General features: G+C 69.4%; 13 protein-coding genes. 6 read left to right on the top strand and 7 right to left on the bottom strand.

Annotation, left to right across the window (positions count from 1 at the left end; genetic code table 11):
* Nucleotides 1-145: 145 nt before the first annotated feature.
* Nucleotides 146-1,150 (top strand): magnesium and cobalt transport protein CorA, encoded by a 1,005-nt coding sequence (locus tag LRQ07_RS00795; RefSeq protein ID WP_047523995.1) that lies wholly within the window; start codon nt 146-148, stop codon nt 1,148-1,150.
* Here LRQ07_RS00795 and LRQ07_RS00790 read toward each other — a convergent pair.
* Genes LRQ07_RS00790 through LRQ07_RS00770 form a run of 5 tightly spaced genes read right to left on the bottom strand, consistent with a single transcriptional unit; the run spans nt 1,128 to nt 5,975 of the window.
* Nucleotides 1,128-1,592: a hypothetical protein gene (locus LRQ07_RS00790; protein ID WP_232762931.1), complete on the bottom strand. Its 465-nt coding sequence runs from the start codon at nt 1,590-1,592 to the stop codon at nt 1,128-1,130. The two genes, LRQ07_RS00795 and LRQ07_RS00790, sit on opposite strands and share 23 nt — an antisense overlap.
* A complete protein-coding gene (locus tag LRQ07_RS00785; RefSeq protein WP_232762932.1) occupies nt 1,589-2,497 on the bottom strand; it encodes an LssY C-terminal domain-containing protein in 909 nt (302 codons plus the stop codon). Before LRQ07_RS00785 ends, LRQ07_RS00790 begins: the two co-directional genes overlap by 4 nt.
* A gap of 37 nt (nt 2,498-2,534) precedes the next feature.
* The gene (locus LRQ07_RS00780; RefSeq protein WP_232762933.1) at nt 2,535-4,331 is read right to left on the bottom strand and encodes a glycoside hydrolase family 15 protein; all 1,797 of its coding nucleotides are present in this window, start codon (nt 4,329-4,331) and stop codon (nt 2,535-2,537) included.
* Nucleotides 4,328-4,804, bottom strand: coding sequence for a cytochrome C5 (locus tag LRQ07_RS00775; protein ID WP_131492822.1), 477 nt, complete (start codon nt 4,802-4,804; stop codon nt 4,328-4,330). Before LRQ07_RS00775 ends, LRQ07_RS00780 begins: the two co-directional genes overlap by 4 nt.
* A 4-nt stretch (nt 4,805-4,808) precedes the next feature.
* A complete protein-coding gene (locus LRQ07_RS00770) occupies nt 4,809-5,975 on the bottom strand; it encodes an MFS transporter (RefSeq protein ID WP_256535535.1) in 1,167 nt (388 codons plus the stop codon).
* A 195-nt stretch (nt 5,976-6,170) separates the two neighbouring features.
* Here LRQ07_RS00770 and LRQ07_RS00765 point away from each other — a divergent pair, with 195 nt between their 5' ends.
* Complete coding sequence (locus tag LRQ07_RS00765; protein ID WP_256535534.1) at nt 6,171-6,893, top strand: SGNH/GDSL hydrolase family protein; 723 nt, start codon at nt 6,171-6,173, stop codon at nt 6,891-6,893.
* Nucleotides 6,894-6,903: 10 nt separating this feature from the next.
* Here the strand turns inward: LRQ07_RS00765 and LRQ07_RS00760 are convergent, their stop codons facing one another.
* Nucleotides 6,904-7,299: a MerR family transcriptional regulator gene (locus LRQ07_RS00760; protein ID WP_232762936.1), complete on the bottom strand. Its 396-nt coding sequence runs from the start codon at nt 7,297-7,299 to the stop codon at nt 6,904-6,906.
* 56 nt (nt 7,300-7,355) lie between these two features.
* Between LRQ07_RS00760 and LRQ07_RS00755 the strand changes: the two genes are divergently transcribed.
* From LRQ07_RS00755 to LRQ07_RS00740, 4 genes are all read left to right on the top strand, one after another.
* On the top strand, nt 7,356-8,231 hold the full coding sequence (locus tag LRQ07_RS00755; RefSeq protein WP_256535532.1) for an alpha/beta fold hydrolase: 876 nt from the start codon (nt 7,356-7,358) through the stop codon (nt 8,229-8,231).
* A gap of 165 nt (nt 8,232-8,396) precedes the next feature.
* Entirely contained in the window at nt 8,397-9,137 is a 741-nt protein-coding gene (locus LRQ07_RS00750; RefSeq protein ID WP_153243308.1) for a peptidase E, read from the top strand.
* On the top strand, nt 9,134-10,489 hold the full coding sequence (locus tag LRQ07_RS00745; protein ID WP_256535531.1) for an anaerobic C4-dicarboxylate transporter family protein: 1,356 nt from the start codon (nt 9,134-9,136) through the stop codon (nt 10,487-10,489). Before LRQ07_RS00750 ends, LRQ07_RS00745 begins: the two co-directional genes overlap by 4 nt.
* A gap of 89 nt (nt 10,490-10,578) precedes the next feature.
* Nucleotides 10,579-13,095 carry a LuxR C-terminal-related transcriptional regulator gene (locus LRQ07_RS00740; RefSeq protein WP_256535530.1) on the top strand — a complete coding sequence of 839 codons (2,517 nt, stop codon included), beginning with the start codon at nt 10,579-10,581 and terminating at the stop codon, nt 13,093-13,095.
* Nucleotides 13,096-13,153: 58 nt separating this feature from the next.
* Here LRQ07_RS00740 and LRQ07_RS00735 read toward each other — a convergent pair whose 3' ends face one another.
* Nucleotides 13,154-18,352 carry a beta strand repeat-containing protein gene (locus LRQ07_RS00735; RefSeq protein WP_256535529.1) on the bottom strand — a complete coding sequence of 1,733 codons (5,199 nt, stop codon included), beginning with the start codon at nt 18,350-18,352 and terminating at the stop codon, nt 13,154-13,156.
* Nucleotides 18,353-18,387 lie beyond the last annotated feature (35 nt).

The following is an 18,387-nucleotide window of genomic DNA, read 5'->3' as shown; positions in this document are numbered from 1 at the left end:
GCGTCGCGACTCCCTGCGCTCTCGCGTTGATCCTCCGATCCGCACGCGCACGTCCTTCCCGCAGCGTCGGTGGCGTCATCCGCCCCTGACGAATCCGCGCACGGAGCTCTCCGCTGCCGTGCGCCCGCGAGAACGGAACCGCGCCATGGCGCTCATCGACAACGGCGTGTACGTCCACGGACGTCGCGTGGAGACCCCCAAGAACCTGGACGAGACCTACCGGATGCTGGATGCGGCCGGGGGCATCGCCTGGATCGGGCTGTACCGGCCCAGCCCCGAGGAAGTGGCCTCGGTCGCCCGGGAGTTCGACCTGCACCCCCTCGCCGTCGAGGATGCGCTCTCCGGGCACCAGCGCTCGAAGGTGGAGCGCTACGGCGACACCCTGTTCGCCGTCCTCCGCCCCGCCCGGTACCGCGACAAGGAGGAGTCGATCGAGTTCGGCGAGCTGCACCTCTTCGTCGGCCCCGATTTCGTGGTGACCATCCGCCACGCCGAGTCGCCGAACCTCGCCGCCGTCCGGATGCGCATGGAGGCCCACCCCGAGCTGCTCGCGATGGGACCGGAAGCGGTGCTCTACGCGATCCTCGACGAGGTCGTCGACGGGTACGAGCCGATCGTGGCGGGGCTCCTCAACGACATCGACGAGATCGAGGACCAGCTCTTCGGCGACGGCGCCGACGACAGCGCGCTCTCCCGGCGCATCTATGAACTCTCCCGCGAAGTGATCAACTTCCAGCGGGCGGTGCATCCTCTGAGCGGGATGCTGGAGTGGCTGCGCCGCGGGTCCGAGAAGTACCGCATCGACGAGGAGCTGCAGCGGTCGCTGCGTGACGTCCTCGACCACACGATCCGCGTCAACGAGCGGGTCGACTCGTTCCGGGCCATCCTCGAGAATGCGCTGACCGTGCACTCCGCGCTCGTGGCCCGCCGCCAGACCGAGGCCGGGCTCGCACAGAACGACGAGATCAAGAAGATCTCCTCCTGGGCGGCGATCATCTTCGCGCCGACGCTGGTCGGCACGGTCTACGGGATGAACTTCGACGTCATGCCCGAGCTGCATTGGGCCTTCGGGTATCCGATGGCGATCGGCGCGATGGCCGCGTTCGCCGTCGCCCTGTACGGGGTGTTCAAGTATAAGAAGTGGTTGTGATCGAGCGGGGGTCGTTTCTCCGGGCGTAGCCGCGTGCGCTCTGCGCCGACAGGGCGAGCAGCACGAGGATGTCGAGGGCCACGCTCGCGAGCGATGTGCGGAACGTCACGGGGATGCCGGCGTTCCACCAGTCGAGGAAAACGACGATGATGCTGAGCGAGGCGAAGCTCATCGCCACGATGCGCGCCCAGTTGGCTCCGGCGAACACGAGCCCGGCGAGCACGCCGTAGAACACGTACCAGACGCCGAGCGCGCAGAGACCGATGACGATCAGGAGATCGGCGACGTCCCCGGGCACCGCCTCCAGGCCGTTCTCGGAAGAGAAGACCTCTTCTCTGATCGCCGCCCAGTTCAGCGCGTAGATGAGGATCGAGATGAACCCCCACACCACGCGGAGCGACATCAGCACGGCGCCGAGCCCCGTGGCCAGAGGGCGTTTCACGACAGCCCCCGCAGTTCCGTGACCGGCGCCTGCTCCTCGGGCTCCCCGGCAGAGCCCGAGGCAGGCGCCTTCATGACGCCGCGGAGATCGATGACCGGCAGGTCGCCGTCGGTGTGGATGCTGTCGCCGCCGCCGTTTCGCGAGTGATAGCCCGTGGAGAAGTCGCGGATGATGACGATCCGTACGCCGCTGTGCGCGCGGCGCAGCGTGCCGACGATGTGATCGCGTTCGATATCGATGTCCGCATCGATCTTGTGGGTGATCTGGAGGGTGAAGAGCGAGAAGCCGACGGCCCGATCGAAGGTGCCGGCAGCCACCCAATCCACGCGGTGACCGCCGGGCAGCATCCACCCCTCGGGGCAACGCCAGAACCTCACGTGGTGCCGCTTGGCCGGGTTGCCCTCGACCTCCTGCTGATATGCGAGGTCCTGCCGACGACCGAACAGGAAGAGCGGGCTGACCGGTGCCTCGTCGTAGCTGCGCCGCAGCACGGTCGACAGCACGATGCGCCACGTCGACTCCGCGGTGATGTCGTCGGCACGCGTCCATCCGGCCTCGGCCATGCACCGGGTGAGCTGCTCCTCCGAGCCGAGGACGGCCAGGTTCACCGGGTCGCCGAGCAGGCCGTCACTCGTGCGTGCGCGGCCGATGAAGTAACTGGGCACGTAGATGCGCGTGAGGATCGCGTGCAGTCTCGGCAGGACGAGGTAGGCGAGGAGCAACCAGAACGCGACCGCGAAGGCGATGGCCCACCAGCCCCACGAGAACGCTTCGGTGACGATGAGGTACGCGAGCCAGACCGCGGCAAGACCGGCGAACACGAAGAAGGCGTCATCGAGAGCCGCATTGACGGAGAACCTCTGGCGCTGGACCAGAGGATCCCGCTTCTTCACCGGTTCCGCCATGCCCACATCCTAGGAAGGGCTCGCACCGCGGGAAAGGTCAGCGCGTCCGCGGTTCCGTCCGCGACAGGGCATCGGCAGCCCGCACGAGCGCAAGATGCGAGAAGGCCTGCGGGGTGTTACCGAGCTGCCGCCCGACCACCGGGTCGTACTCCTCCGACAGCATCCCCACGTCGTTCGCCAGTGCGCACAGCCTCTCCATGAGTGCCTGCGCCTCGGCGCGCCGTCCGGTCATGGCGTACTGCTCGACCAGCCAGAACGAGCACGCGAGGAAGGCTCCCTCCGTCCCGGCGAGGCCGTCCACCCCCGTCGCCGTGCGGTACCGCCGCACCAGCCCGCCCGCCATCAGGGTCTGCTCGATCCGTGCGACCGTCGCCCGCATCCGCGGGTCGTCCGGCCGACAGTAGCCCACCTGCGGAAGGAGCAGGAGAGAGGCGTCGACCTCGGTCGTCTCGTAGTGCTGCACGAAGTGGCCGTCGACGACGCCGTCGCGATCGATCTCCTCGCGCATCCGATCCCGCAGCCCACGCCAGCGCTCGACGGGGCCGTCGAAGCCGTGCTCCTCGACCGCGCGCACCGCACGGTCGAACGCCGCCCACATCATCACCCGCGAGTGGGTGAAGTACCGGGGCTCACCGCGGATCTCCCACAGGCCCTGATCCGGACGCTCGATCTGCTCGGAGGCGAACCGCAGCAACTCACGCTCCAGCGGCCAGGAGAAGCCCGACTCGGTGAGTCCCGCCGCCCGCGCGGCCGACAGCGTCACCACGACTTCGCCGACGACATCCGCCTGATACTGGTCGGCTGCGCCGTTGCCGATCCGCACGGGCGTGGACGCCTCGTACCCGGGCAGGTGCGGCAGAGCACGCTCCGGAAGATCTCGCTCCCCCGCCGGGCCGTACATGATCTGCAGATCGGCGGGATCACCGGCGACCGCCCGCAGCAGCCACTCCCGCCACTGGCCTGCCACACCGAGGAAGCCGTGCGCGCACAGGGCCTCGAGGGTCAGCGCGGCATCACGCAGCCAGACGTAGCGATAGTCCCAGTTGCGCCTGCCTCCGATCTCCTCGGGCAGTGCCATCGTCGCCGCGGCTGCGATGCCGCCCGTCTCATGATTGGTCAGCGCCCGCAGGATCAGCAGCGACCTGACCACCTCGTCGCGGTGCGGGCCGTCGTGCGAGATCCGGTCGGCCCAGTCCTGCCACCACTGCTTCGTCGCGCCGAGTTCCTTCTCGCCGTCGAGGGTGGGAGGGAGGTCGAGGTGCGACGGGAACCAGGTCAGGTGGAGGTCGCGCGTCTCACCGGCGGTCACCGTCAGCTCGCCACGATGCTGATGGTCGATCGGCTCCAGAGCGGCACCACGCACGGCCACGGCATCGGGACCGCCCATCGCGACCAGACACGGGGCATCGTGCGAACCGACCTGACGCACCCACGGCATCACCCTGGCGTAGTCGAAGCGGATGCTCAGCCGCTGCTCGAAGCGCATCGAGCCGCGCACCCCGACGACCCTGCGGATGAGGTCGCTACGACGGATGGCGGCATCGGGGTCGAGGCCGATCGGCATGAAGTCGTGCACTTCGGCGACCGCGTCTCCGCTCTCCCACCGGGTCACGAGCACGAAGGTGTCTTCGTCGTATCGCCGGGTGCTCACGGCCCCGGGGTCTGTCGGATGCAGCAGCCAGCGACCGTGGGACTCGTCTCCGAGCATGGCCGCGAACGTCGACGCCGAGTCCAGCCGCGGAAGACACAGCCAATCGATGCTTCCTGCGCGCGAGACGAGCGCCGCCGTGCGGCAGTTGCTCAGCAGGGCATAGTCCTCGATGCGCGAGGTCATGCGTGGTCGAGCAGGTCTTCTCGGACCTCGATGCCGTCGACCTCGAGATCCTCATCCAACTGCACGAGAATCCGCGCATCGGGGAACTGCTTCGGCGCGAGGAAGGCGAGCAGCACGGCGTCGGCGAACACCACGACCGACGTGGCCTCGAGGTCATCACGCAGATCGATCTGCTCGACGACCGGCTCATCGTCGACCGCATCGTCGATCTCGGTCGCCACCTCGTCGACCACGGCCCGCCACCGGGACTCGCTGACGGACAGGATGCGCGAGATCGCAGCGATCAACGCCTCCTGGTCGATCTCGTCGTCGTGGTCGCCGTCGAACTCGGGATCGACGTTGACCTTCACCACCGTGCCCGCCGCGTCGATGCTCGCTCTCCCGTACACCAGGCCGTTCTCGGCGACCGGTTCATCGATCACGCCGCTCTCGACGATGCGGGCGAGGAGGGTGTCGAGCGCAGAAGAGGTCATGCCTTCAGTCTTTCGCATCCGCAGCGCCCGCGGGCGGTCGTCCCACACGCAGAAGCGCGGTGAGGATGACCGCGCCCGCTGTCAGGAGCACCGCGACGACGAGCACCCCGAAAGCTCCCGACCGGCCGTAGGCGATGCCGGCGAGGACGGGACCGCCTACCGCACCGATGTTCAGTGCCGCCGTCGCGTAGGCACCGCCGAGCATCGGCGCTCGGGACGCCTGCCCCACGATGCGGGCGATCAGCGCCGAGCCCACAGCGAACGACGCCGCGCCGCAGAGCACCGCACCGGCGAAAACCACCGACGCCACCTCGACGCCCGCTCCGAACGCCGCCCAGGCCACGGTCAGCACGACGGTCCCGACCGTGATCCACGCACGCTCGACGGGGGCCGCCCACCGTCCGGTGGCGGCAACGCCCAGAAGTGCTCCGGTCCCGAAGGCGGCCAGGAGCGCGGGGATCGCTGTCGCCTCGACACCGGCATCCGCGCCGACGACCGCGAGGAACGTGAACACACCAAAGGTCGCGGCATTCACGAGCACGGCGAGCATCACCGCGACGAGCACCGGACCTCGGCGGAGCTCGGCCAGCTCCGCACGCACGCCGAACCGCAGCGCCGGCGGGAGCGCACCGAGCGTGCGGTCGCGGAGGAGCGCGACGACAGCGGGGAGGCACAGCAAGACGACCGCCCAGAAGGTGGAACGCCACCCGAAGGCATTCGCCAGCGCGGCCCCGGCCGGAACGCCGATGATCGTGGCGAGGGTGGTCCCCGCCAGGAGCACCGCGACCGCCCGCGTCGTCTGCGCCGGCGTCACGATCCCTCGAACCGTCGCCAGGGCGATCGCGAGGAAACCCGCATTCGCGAGCGCCGCGAGCACTCGGGTGATGAGCAGCAGGCGGAAGTCGGACGCCACCGCCCCGACCACGTGAGCCACGATGAACACCACCAGAAGGAGTATCAGCGCCCGCTGGGGGCGCCATCGGCCGGCGAGCACGACCATCGCGGGCGCACCGACGACCATGCCCGCGGCGAAGGCCGAGGTCAGCAGGCCGGCGGTCGACGGCTCGACCCCCAGATCACGGGAGAGAGGGAGAAGGAGACCCGCGAGCATGAACTCGCTGGTGCCCTGGGCGAAGATCGCCAGGGCGAGGACAGGAACGAGGAAAGGCATGAGCATCCAGTCGGACGGACGCCGCACACGCCGCGAGGAGGCGGGCGGCGAAAAGGAGAAGAGGGGTCGACGGCGATGCGGGGAGCGCACGACGTGCGCTGCACCCGCGATCTACGGTCTGTCCGACTCAGGGCTCACGCCTCAACCCTAGCCGGAGCACAGACGCACGACACAGGCGCCGATAGGCTCTATGCCGTGCCGAACGCCGAATCCGCCACCGCCGACCTCCGCCGCATCGCCGAGGCCCTCCTCAGCGATGAACCGATGAACTGGGTGATCACGGGCGACTCCATCACCCACGGACTGGTCCACACGCAGGGGGGCCGCAGCTACCCGGAGCACCTCCACGAGGTCATCCGGGGCGAGCTCGAGCGCGTGCGCGACGTCGTCGTGAACACCGCGATCAGCGGACACCGCATCAGCGACATCCTCGACGACTGGGGCCGCCGCGTCGAGTCCTGGCGGCCCGATGTCGTCACGCTCATGATCGGCACGAACGACGCCGCGACCGGCGGCGAGCGCACCGAGGTCTCCCCGGAGGAGTATGCCTCGTCCCTGCACGACTTCGTCGTCCGCGTGCGCGGACTCGGTGCCGTCCCGGTGCTGCAGACGCCGCCCGCGATCGACGTCGCCAACGCCCCGGAGCGCGCACGGATCGGCGAGTTCGCCGAAGCGGTGCGTCGGGTCGCCACGGAGGACGACGTCATCCTCGTGGATCAGTTCGTCCGTTTCGCCGTGCTGGGAGACGGCGGGGTGCCGTGGGGGCTGATGAACGATCCGTTCCACCCGAACGCCGCCGGGCACGCCGCGCTCGCCCTCGAGCTCACGACCGCTCTCGGTCTCCACCCGGCTGGCGCACGGAGTCGGACCCTGGCGCTGCTCGAGGGTGTGATCGTCGCCGCACGCCTCAACGGCTAGGCACCGCGGATCACGACGTCGTCGCCGGTGTGAGGTCAGCGTCCTTCATCGCGTATCGCGTGCAGTCCGGGCATCGGGTGAGGAAGTCGTGCTTGCAGCCGATCACGTGTTCGAGGAAGCTCTCCGCGTCTTCGAGCTGTGCACGCTGCGAGCGGATCCACCGCAACCTCTGTCTGATGACGTCGACTCGTCCGCCCTCGTCCCGGTAGAGCACGTGCCGGATCTCCGGGAGGCTCATCCCGATGCCCCGGCAGGCCTGGACGACGCGGAGGCGTCGGATGTGCTCCTCGGTGTAGACCCGGTGGCCCGACGCCGTCCGATCCGGGACGACCACGCCCGTCTCGTGCCAGTGTCGCAGGACGTGATCGTCCACGCCGATGCGTCGCGCGGCTTCACCGATCTTCATCGACGCCCCTGCTCTCCTCTTGACTTCAGGTCGACCTGAGGTTCTACCGTGGCCCCATGATGACACACCACCCGCCGCTGCCCGATCCGGTCCACGTCACCGTCGGAGGGGCGAGCGTCGCCACCCGGGTCCTCGCGCCTTCCGGCCCCTCGGCGGGCGACATCGTCCTGTGCCACGGCACGCCGTGGTCGTCGCAGGTCTGGGCGGATGTCGCGCGCGAGGTGAGTCGCGACCACCGCGTCTTCCTGTGGGACATGCCGGGCTACGGCGACTCCGAGATGGGCCCGACCGTGGCGACCGATCTAGCGGCGCAGGCCGCACGCCTGGCCTCCCTGATCCGGGGCTGGGGGCTGGAGCGACCTCACGTGGTCGCCCATGACATCGGCGGGGCCGTCGCCCTCGGAGCGCATCTTCTGCACCGCGTGGACTTCGCGGACCTGTTCCTGTGGGACATCGTGACGCTCGACCTCTGGGGATCGCCGTTCTTCCGCCTGGTGGCGCAACATGCCCACGTGTTCTCCCGCCTCCCGGCGAACCTGCACTCCGCGCTGGTGAAGGAGTACATCGCCGGCGCCGGCCGACTCTCCACTCAACAGGTCGAGGCACTCGCATCACCCTGGTCCGGTCCCGTCGGCCAGGCGGCGTTCTACCGCCAGATCGCCGCGCTCGACGCCGCCGACACCCGCGCCGTCGCGGAAAAGCTGGGGGCCGCGCGCTGCCCTACACGCATCGGCTGGGGACGCGAAGACCCGTGGATCCCGCTCGGACAGGCGTATGAACTGCAGTCGAGGCTCCCCGGCCGTCCTGAGGTCGTCGTGCTCGACGGATCCGGACATCTGACGCCCTGGGAAGAGCCCGAGGCCGTCATCGCCGCTCTCCGTGCGTGGCTTGCAGAGACTCGCGACGCTCCGGATGGACAAGCCACTCGGTGACCGGGGCGAGGGGTGAACCCCGGTCACCGGGTAACACGTTATCCACTACCCGAGGGCGGCGGGTGATGTACCGATATACGTTCCTCCGCCTGGGATGAAGACCCTCTGGACGCCGCGGGTGCCACCCCTCTATGGTGGCGGCACGATCTAGTCGGAGGGCGGCCGATGTCTCACGTGGTGGCTACTGGGGCCGGTAAGGCCATGATGGAGCGGCGGAACGACCCGACGCACGACTACATCCTCGGGCTCACCGGCAAGGAGCGACCCCGGGTCCTCTTCGTCGGCACCGCGACCGGCGACGACGCCGCCTACATCCTGAGCTTCTATTCCACCTACGACGCGGACCGGTGCGCACCGCACCATCTCCCGCTCTTCCATCGCGCGGTCGACGACCTGGCCGGTTTCGTGAAAGGGTTCGACGTGATCCACGTCGGCGGCGGCAACACGGCGAACATGCTCGATGTGTGGAAGCGCCAGGGCCTCGACACGATCCTGCGTGAGATGTGGGAGGACCCCGACTCGAACGTCGTGTTCACGGGAGGCAGCGCCGGAGGAATCTGCTGGTTCGAGGGCGGCACGACCGACAGCTACGGTCCGACCCTCCAGGTGCTCCCCGAGGGACTCGGGTTCCTGAACGGCAGCTTCTGCCCGCACTACGACGCCGAGGATCAGCGGCGCCCTCTCTTTCACGCCTCCCTCCTCAGCGGGGAGCTCTCCACGGGCTATGCCGTCGGCAACCTTCAGTCGCTGCACTTCGAGAACTCCGAGTTCGTCACCGCCATCAGTCCCGTCGAGAACGCGCTCGCGCTGCGGGTCGAGGCGATCGACGGGAAGATCGTCGAGACCGAACTGCCGACGACCGTGCTCACCGGGTCCGCTCCGATCACGAAGGGGCCGTCGTCATGAACGACAACGTGTGGATCCTCCTTGCACAGCTGATCATCGTCGTCGGTGCGATCTACATGGGCACGCGCACCAGCGGGATCGGTCTCGGCGTCTGGGGGCTGGTGGGCGTCGCCGTCCTCATCTTCGTGTTCGGCGAAGCGCCGGGCAACGCCCCGGTCGACGCGGTCTTCATCGTCATCACCGTGATCACTGCCGCCTCCACCATGCAAGCCGCCGGAGGTATCGACTGGATGGTGTCCGTCGCGGCCAGAGTGATCCGGCGCAAACCGAAGTCGGTCGTGTTCCTCGCCCCGGCCATGTCGTTCCTCTTCACCGTCGGGGCCGGCACGGGCAACATCTTCTACCCGCTGTTGCCCGTGATCTACGACGTCTCCTACCAGCAGAAGATCCGCCCCGAACGGGCCCTCTCGGTCTCGGCCGTCGCCTCGCAAGTCGGCATCCTGTGCTCGCCCGTCTCGGCCGCGACCGCATCGATGGTGGTCCTGCTCGCGCCGCAGGGCGTGGATCTCGGAGGACTGCTGCTCATCATGTGGCCGGCCTCCATCGCCGGGCTCTTCGTCGCCGCGCTCGTGATGATGCGTCATGGCAAGGACCTCGACGACGACCCGGAGTTCCAGCGACGCCTGGCCGACCACCAGATCAAGCCCCCGGCGGTGGACGCGCACGAGCACAAGCTCCCGCCGACGGCCGTGCTCTCGGCCTCCCTGTTCCTCGGAGGCGTCGCGGTGATCGTGTTCTTCGGGCTGTTCGAGAATCTGCGTCCGGTGATCGGGACCGACGATGCCGGCGATCCCGTCCGACTCAGTGTGACCGTCATCATCGAGGTCACGATGGGCATCATCGCCGCCCTGATCTTCGTGTTCTGCAAGGTCAAGGCCGCCGACGTCCCCAAGCAGCCGACCTTCCCCGCCGGCATCGTGGGAGCCATCGCCCTGTTCGGTATCGCCTGGCTCGCCAACACGTTCGTGGCGGCGAACCAGACCCTCATCGTCGACGGGCTCGGATCGGTGGTCTCCGGATCGTCGGCCTTCCTCGGCGCGCTGCTCTTCGCGATGGCACTCTTCGCGGTCGCCATGCTCACCACGAGCCAATCGAGCGCGACCAACGCGATCGTGCCGATCGGTATCACGATCGGGCTTCCGGCACCTCTACTGGTGGGGCTGTGGCCGTCGACCATGGGGATCTACACGCTGCCGGCGAACGGCAGCCAGGTGGCCACGGTGGCGTTCGACCAGACCGGCACGACGAAGATGGGCAAGTTCGTCTTCGACCACTCATTCCAGCTGCCGAACCTCATCTACGTGGGTGTCGCGATCGTCGTCGGGGTGTCGCTCTCGTTCCTGATGGGCTGACTTCCACCCGAGCGGCCGACACCGGCCCCGGGAGCTTGCCCAACCGATATTTCGGAATATCGTAGAGGCGGGGACCTGGGGAGGTTGGGGTGTCGGCATTTGTCGCGCAGGGGGATGGACATGTACCGCGAGTATCGGCGCACGCGATCAGTAGGCCGCGGCTGACCGCCGCACTCGAGACCGACACACCTCTGACACTCATCCGCTCCGCGTCCGGGTCGGGCAAGACGACCGCCCTCGTGGAGTGGGCGTCCGCCACCGCATCGCGCGTGGTCTGGATCACGGCCTCGCCCGCCATCGCGCCCAGCGCTGCGCTCGCCCGCGCTCTGCTGCGAGCCCTGCCGCACGCGGACGTCGCACACGACCTCGCGGAGGATGGATGGCCTGCCGTGACCTCGCGCCTGCGCCACGCGGAAGGTCCTCTGGTCGTGGTACTCGACGACGCGGCACCCGTGGACCGCGAAGGCGTGTTCGCCCTGTGCCGCGCCATCGCCACCACCCCGCGGACGCGGCTGATCGTCGCCACCAATCGCCCCAGCCCCTTCGACAGCGAGGGTCTGGATCTCGTGATCGACACGAAGGTCATCGCGCCGTCGGACCTCATGTTCGACACCGAGGAGATCTCTCGCGCGCTCGGGGTCGATGACGACATGGCCGGCGAGATCCGGGAGGCGACCGCGGGCTTCCCCGCGCTCATCCGTGCCCTCGTGCTGCGCGGGGCCGGAACGGACACCGAGTCGCTTCGCGCCGCGAACACCGTGATCGAGGACTATCTGCAGGACCGGCTCGCCGAGTGCGGATTCTCCCCGCAGGCGTTGCAGGGGCTGCTGCGGATCAGCGTGACCGACTCGGTGGACCTGCCCCTGGCCGTGGCGCTCACGCGCGACCCCGACATCGCGAAGGCGCTCGACCAGGCCGAGACGTTCGGCTTCGGCCGCTGGACCGGCGACGGCGGCTGCACGTTCACCCTCACACCGCTCACACGCGGCATGCTGCGCCGTGAACTGCGCCGATCCTTCCCCGGCGAAGTCGCGCACCTCCGACGCCTCGCGGCAGAAGGGGCGATTCGCCGCGACATGCCCCTCGAAGGGCTGCGACTCGCCCTGGAGGACGACGATCTACGGCTCGCGAAACACGTCACGATGTCCGGGTGGAACCGCCTGCTCCACCGCGATCGGCGCGCGGTCGCGGAGCTGCTCGCCGACGTCCCTGTGGCACGACTCAAGCAGGAGCCGCTCGTGGCCATGCTGCTGGGGATGAGCCTCAAACCCAGCAGGCTCCGACGCCAGCGGGGGCTCCAACTGCTGCGCATGGCGGTGGCTGCGGCGAACTCCCGTCGGCCCACCCTGTCAGCCACCGAACGGATCTTCATCTGGGCGGCGGAGAGCGCCTCCCTGCGTGCCATCGGGCGGCCGGAGCCTGCCGCCCAGGTCGCCGCGCGGGCACTGGCGCTGTTCCAGGAGACACCGGAATCGCAATGGCAGCAGTACGCCCGCGATGTGCCGCTCATGTGCACGCACATCGGCATCTCCCTGTACTACGGCGGACAGCTGGACGAAGCCATCGAAGTCTGGGAGCAGGCCACGGCGCTCGCCGCGGCGCACGGGAGCACGAACGGCTTCCACGGCATCTGCCTCCTCGCGGGTGTCCACGCCCTGAACGGCGACCTGCCCGAAGCGCGGCACTACTTCTCCCTCGTGCGCGACGGCGAGTGGGACCCGGAGCTCCTGGACAGCTACCAGAGCACGTTCTACCGGATCGCCGGTGCGATGCTCGCGGTGGAGGACGGCGACCTCCCGGCGGCGAAGCAGCACATCCGCTTCTTCGAGCCGTACCGAGCGACGAGCGAGCACTGGACGACGATGGCCTCCGTGGAGGCGTGGATCGCCCTGCACGAAGGAGATGCAGCAGGGGGCCTGGAGCGCCTCGAGTCTTTCGCGCGCCTACGAGGGAGGGAGGCGAGCGCCGCCCACGTGCGCCACGCGCTCTCCCGGCCGCGGGTGCTGCTGCACCTCGCCCTCGGTGACGTCGGCACGGCGAAGAGCATCGTCCAGCGCGATGCCGGGTCCGATCGTTTCGGCACCGTCGTCAAGCGGGCACGTCTGGCTCTCATCGACGGCGCGGCCGCTGACGTGGTCCGACTCCTGGGACAGACCCGCCTGCGTCCCTCCACGGCCCGAGAACGCGCCGAAGCGCTGGCGGTGCACAGCGCCGCTCTGCGCCGGGTGTCCCCGGCCGCCGCGCAGCCGTCGAGCGCGACGTTGAGCGCGCAGCTCGCGGACCGCGGCCTCACCACTCCGCTCGTGCTTCTGGGCGCGGAGGACTTCGGTGCGGTCCGCGCCGACCTCGATCCGACCGGTCTCGCCACCTTCCCCCGGCGATCCGCTCTGCCGTCCTTCGAGAGCCGCCCCCGTTTGACCCCCCGTGAGCAGGTGGTGCTGCACGCGCTGACGTCCGGTGCACCGCTGCCGGCGATCGCCGCTGAGCTGCGCGTCTCGCAGAACACCCTCAAGACCCAGCTCCGCAGCATCTACCGCAAGCTCGACGCCGGCAATCGCTCCGAGGCGTTGGAGCAGGCGGCCCGTCACGGCCTCCTGCCCGACTGAGCACACGCCGAAGGCCCCGCCCGTCGCATCACGACGGACGGGGCCTTCCCGACGAGCGTCAGGCCTGCGAGCGGCGTCGGCGCACGATCAGCAGCACGGCACCGCCGAACAGCAGAGCGATCGCCAGAGCCAGCACCCACGGGGCCAGGATTCCGCCGGTGAGCGCGAGCGGCGTCAGCACCGGGTTATCGGTCGAACTCGTCGGCGGCGTGATCGTCTCACCGCCGGGAGGAGTGGCCGTCCCCACAGCCACGTTGTGCAGCTTTGCGCCTGCCGCGTCGGCGTGCACGATCACGGAGTACGTGATGGTGATGCTCTCTCCCTGGGCGAGGCTGCCGCTCCAGCGCAGCTGGTTCCCGTCCACCGCGGGAGCCGCCACCGCGCGGTCACCCACGACGGCGGTCGCACCGGGTCGGAGGTCGGCATGCCGCAGCACTCCGGAGAGGTCATCCGTGATGACGACGTCATCCAGCCCGGTCTCTCCCGTGTTGGTGCCGACGAGCCGGTAGGTGACCACGCTTCCCGCGGCCACGGCCTTCTCCGAACCGGGATCGGCCGTCTTGACGAACGTGAAGCCCGGGGTACCGACCGGGTTCTCGGTCGTCACCGGAGGCGGCGTGAGCTCCCCACCACCGGGCGGGGTGGCGGTTCCCGCGACCGTGTTCGCGATCGTCGCACCACCTGCGTCGCCGTTCACGGTCACCGAGTACGTGATGGTGACGCGCTGACCGACGGCGAGCGCGCCCGACCAGGTGAGCTCGTCACCGTCCACGACCGGAGCGGACGCGGATCCGTCGATCACGGTCGCCGTGGCGTCGTCGTTGTAGACGGCGTGGGCGAGGACGCCCGAGAGGTCGTCGCTGATGCTCACCGGCGCCAGCGCGGTCTCTCCGGTGTTCACGCCGGTCACCGTGTAGGTGATGACGCTGCCGGGATCGACGCGGGTTCCCGACGCGGGGTCGGCCGACTTGCGGAGCTCGAAGCCGGGCTCGTTGACCGGGTGCTCCGTCGTGGCGGGCGGCGTCTCGATCGGCGGCACACCGCCGGGCGGGGTCGCCGATCCCGAAGCCGAGTTCTCGAGGATCGCTCCCCCGGCGTCCGCCTGCACGGTCACGGAGTACGTGATCGTGACGGTCTCGCCGACCTGGAGGGCTCCCGTCCACGACAGGCTGTCGCCGGAGACCACCGGGGCGGTCGATGCGGTCGTGCCGATCAGGGCGGCCGCGTCGTCGTTGTAGTCGGCGTGGGCGAGGACGCCGGAGAGGTCATCCACGATCGCGACCGGATCGAGGACCGTCTCACCGGTGTTCACGCCGGTCACCGTGTAGGTGATGACGCTGCCGGGGTCGACCGCCGTGCCCGACACCGGGTCGGCGCTCTTCGACACCGAGAATCCGGGGACGTTCACGGCGTTCGTCGTGGTGCCGGGCGGCGGGGTGATGACGGACCCTCCGGGCGGGGTCGCCGTCGCGCTCGCGCTGTTCTCGAGCACGGATCCGACGCCCTCGGGGCCGACCGTCACCGAGTACGTGATGACGACAGTCTGACCGACGGCGAGCGCACCGGACCAGTCGAGCTCCGCGCCGTCGACCGTCACCGCGCCGGCGGGCAGACCGCCGATCACGGCCACAGCGTCGTCGTTGTACGAGGCGTACGGCAGCACCTTCGAGAGGTCGTCCGTGATCTCGACCGGGTCGAGCACCGTCTGACCGGTGTTGACGGCCGTCAACGTGTAGGTGAGCACATCACCGGGATCCACGGCCGTGCCCGCAGCCGGGTCGACGGTCTTGGCGAAGGTGAAGCCGGGCTCGTTGACCGGGTGCTCCGTCGTCGCCGGCGGCGGCGTGATCGGCGTGCCCGGCGTGGTGGGGCTGTCCGGGTCGCTCGGGTCCGTCGGGATGAGTGGCGTCGCCGTGCCCGTGGCCGTGTTCGCGATCGTCTCACCCCCGGCGGTCGGGTCGACCGTCACGGAATAGGTGATGACGACGTTCTGACCGGGGAGCAGCACGCCGCTCCAGTCGAGGGCGTCGTCCACCACGCTGACGTCGCCGCGGGTGGCCGTCACGTCGTCGTTGTACGAGGCATGAGCGAGCGCGCCGCGCAGGTCATCGGCGATCGAGGCAGGGTCGAGCACGGTGTCACCCGTGTTCGTGCCCGTGACGGTGTAGGTGATCACGCTGCCGGGATCGACACGCGTCCCCGATGCGGGGTCGGCGGACTTCGCGACCGTGAAGCCGGGGCTGGCGACCGGGTGCTCCGTCGTCGACGGCGGCGTGGTGACCGGGGTACCGGGCGTGGTGGGGCTGTCCGGGTCGGTCGGGTCCACCGGGATGAGCGGGGTCCCCTCACCCGTGACGGTGTTGCGCAGCAGCACGCCGGTCGCGTCGGCGTCGACCGTCACCGTGTAGGTGATGTCGACCCTGGCGCCGGGAGCGAGCGCCCCGGTCCAGGTGAGCGTCGTGCCGTCGAGCTCGACGGCTCCGGTCGATGCGCTCGCGTCGCCGCCGTACTGAGCGTGGGCGAGCACGGCGGACAGGTCGTCGACGATGGACGCGGGGTCGAGCGTCGTGTTACCCGTGTTGACACCGGAGATCGTGTACGTGATCGTGTCGCCCGCGCGCACGGCGGTGTCGGAGACGGGGTCCGCGGACTTCGTCACCTCGAGGCCGGTCTCGACGACCGGGTGGTTCGTCTCCGCGGGCGGCGGGACGATCGGGGTCCCCGGGGTCGTGGGACCGTCGGGGTCGGCCGGGTCGACCGGGATCCGCGGTGTGGCCGTGCCACTGGCGACGTTGTTCAGCAGCGCCTTCTGGACTCCGGCATCGATGGTCACCGAGTAGCGGATGGTGACGGACTCGCCGCGGGGCACATCGCCCGTCCAGGTGAGCGTGTCGCCGCTGACGGTGACGGAGCCGCGGTCGGCGGTCACGTCGTCGTTGTAGCCGGCGTCATCGAGCACACCCGACAGGTCGTCGACGATCCGGGCCGGATCGAGGTCGGTGTCACCCGTGTTGGTTCCGGTGATCGTGTAGGTCACGGTGTCGCCGGCCGAGACGGCGGTGCCCGAGGCGGGGTCGGCGGACTTGCTGATCGTGAATCCCGAACCGATCACCGGGTGCTCGGTGGTGACCGTGGGCGGGACGATGGGTTCGCCCGGCACCTGCGGTCCGTCGGGGTCACTCGGGTCCGGAGTCGTGGGCGTCGCGGTGCCGCTGACGGTGTTCTTCAGGATCTCACCCGAGGTGTCGGCCTCCACGGTCACGGAGTACGTGATCGTCACGGTCTGTCCGGGCTGGAGAGTGCCGGTCCAGGCGAGGTCGTCGCCCGTGATGGTCGCTGCGCCCGCGGCGACGGGTGCGCCGTCGATCTCGGTGGCGACGTCGGAGTTGTAGGCGGCGTGTGCGAACACGGCCGACAGGTCATCGGAGAGGGAGGCCGGACTCAGCACCGTGGCACCGGTATTGGTGCCGGTCACCGTGTACTCGATGGTCTGCCCCGGCTCCACGACGGTGCCGGCAGCGGGGCTGGAGCTCTTGGCGACGGTGTAGCCCGCTACGGGGTGCTCGGTCGCGACCGCGGGAGGATCGACCGGGGGCAAGCCGCCGGGAGGGGTGCCGGAGGCGGTGACGCTGTTGGCGATCCGCTCTCCTTCGACATCGGCGTCAACGATCACCGAATACGTGATGGTGAGCACCTGACCGGGCTCGAGCGCGCCGGTCCAGGCGAGGTCGTCACCGGTGATGGTTGCGGCGCCGGATGCGACGGGGGAGCCGTCGAGCTCCGTGGCGACGTCTCCCTGGTACTCGGCGAACGCGAGCACGCCGGACAGGTCGTCGCTCACGCGGACGGGGTCGAGGAGCGTGTTGCCCGTGTTCTCCGCCTCGACGGTGTACGTGATGCGCTGACCCGCCTGCACGGCGACACCGTCGGCCGGGTCGGAGGTCTTGCGCAGCGCCAGGTCGGGTGCGAGACGTACGTTCGTGAACGTGCACGTGACGTCGGTGCCGAGCGCACCGGCGGGCTGGACGACGCTGCCGTCTGCGGTCACGGCGACCGGAGACGTGGAGCCGTCGGATTCGACCTGCACGCAGTCGAGCGATTCGGCGTACCGGGTGCTGTCCGTGGTTCCGGATGCGGACTCGGAGAGGCGGAAGGTGTCGCCCTGGTTGGTGAACACCGGTCCGGCGTAGTCCGGCTGCAGCCCCGTGGCCTCTCCGCGGGTGGCGGCGTCCGTCTGCGCGACCTGATAGCCGGCCGGCGACTGCACACGCAGGGCGAACTGGTCGGTGGCGGCGTGACGCCCCTCGGGGAGGTCCTTCTTCAGCGTGAGGGTGTTCGGGAAGGTGCAGCTGGCCATGTCGGTCGGCCCGAAGGTTCCGATCGAGGTGGTGTTGACGGTCACGCCGCGGGGGAGGTCGACCTCGATGATGCGGTTTCCGCCTCCGGAGACCGACACGAAGATGTGGCCGAGGTTTCCGAACGCGATGCCGTTGCCCTGCACGCCGTCGCCCATGTTGTGGACCTGCTTGGCCTCGATGGTCGCGGTGCTCGGCACGAGCGAGGTGGGAAGGTCGGACGAGTAGATGACGTTGTCGGCCACGAGCACGAGCTGGCCCGAGGCGCTGAAGGCCATGTCGCCGTTGGCGCCGAACGCGCTGCTGCCGGCGGTGGGGCGGAGCGTGCCGACCTGCACGTAGGCCTGCGGAGTGACGCTCTCGTTCCAGGCGTAGAGGTTGATGGCGCCGCTGGCGGTACCGCTGGCGAAGTAGTAGACGCCGGTCACCGGGTGGACGGCACCTCGGAGCACGGAGGAGTTGAGCGTGAACGTGGTGCGGCTCGTGGTGTCAGTCACGCGGTCATGCTTGGCCAGCACCTTGGATCCGGCCGCATTGGTGACCGTGTAGGCGTAGCGGCCGCTGGAGGAGATGCCGAGGGCATTGTTGGAGTGGTCGACGCCGAGGGTGGTGGAACCGAGCGTGCCGCCGTTTCCCGGGGTGCCGCCCTGCTCGTCGACGATGAACTCGCGCACCTCTGTCGTGCTCTGCACGTACACGGCGCCCGGCGTGCAGAGGAACGGGTCAGCCGCGATCGCGGGAGCCGCCGTGACCGTGCCTCCGATGAACACCATCGACGAGGCGACCAGCGCCGTGCTCAGGGCGCCTCCGATCAGCTTCTTCGCGCGGCCCCGCCAGCGGCTGCGCCGCTCGGACGGAAGGCCATCGGCTGTGTGGTCCTTGCGGGCAACACGAAACCCCATGACAGACTCCCCATTCATCGCTTCCCCGGTGCGCG

It is taken from the genome of Microbacterium sp. J1-1, from assembly GCF_024498615.1.
Classification (GTDB): domain Bacteria; phylum Actinomycetota; class Actinomycetes; order Actinomycetales; family Microbacteriaceae; genus Microbacterium; species Microbacterium aurugineum.
This window is presented reverse-complemented; position numbering and strand designations above follow the sequence as displayed.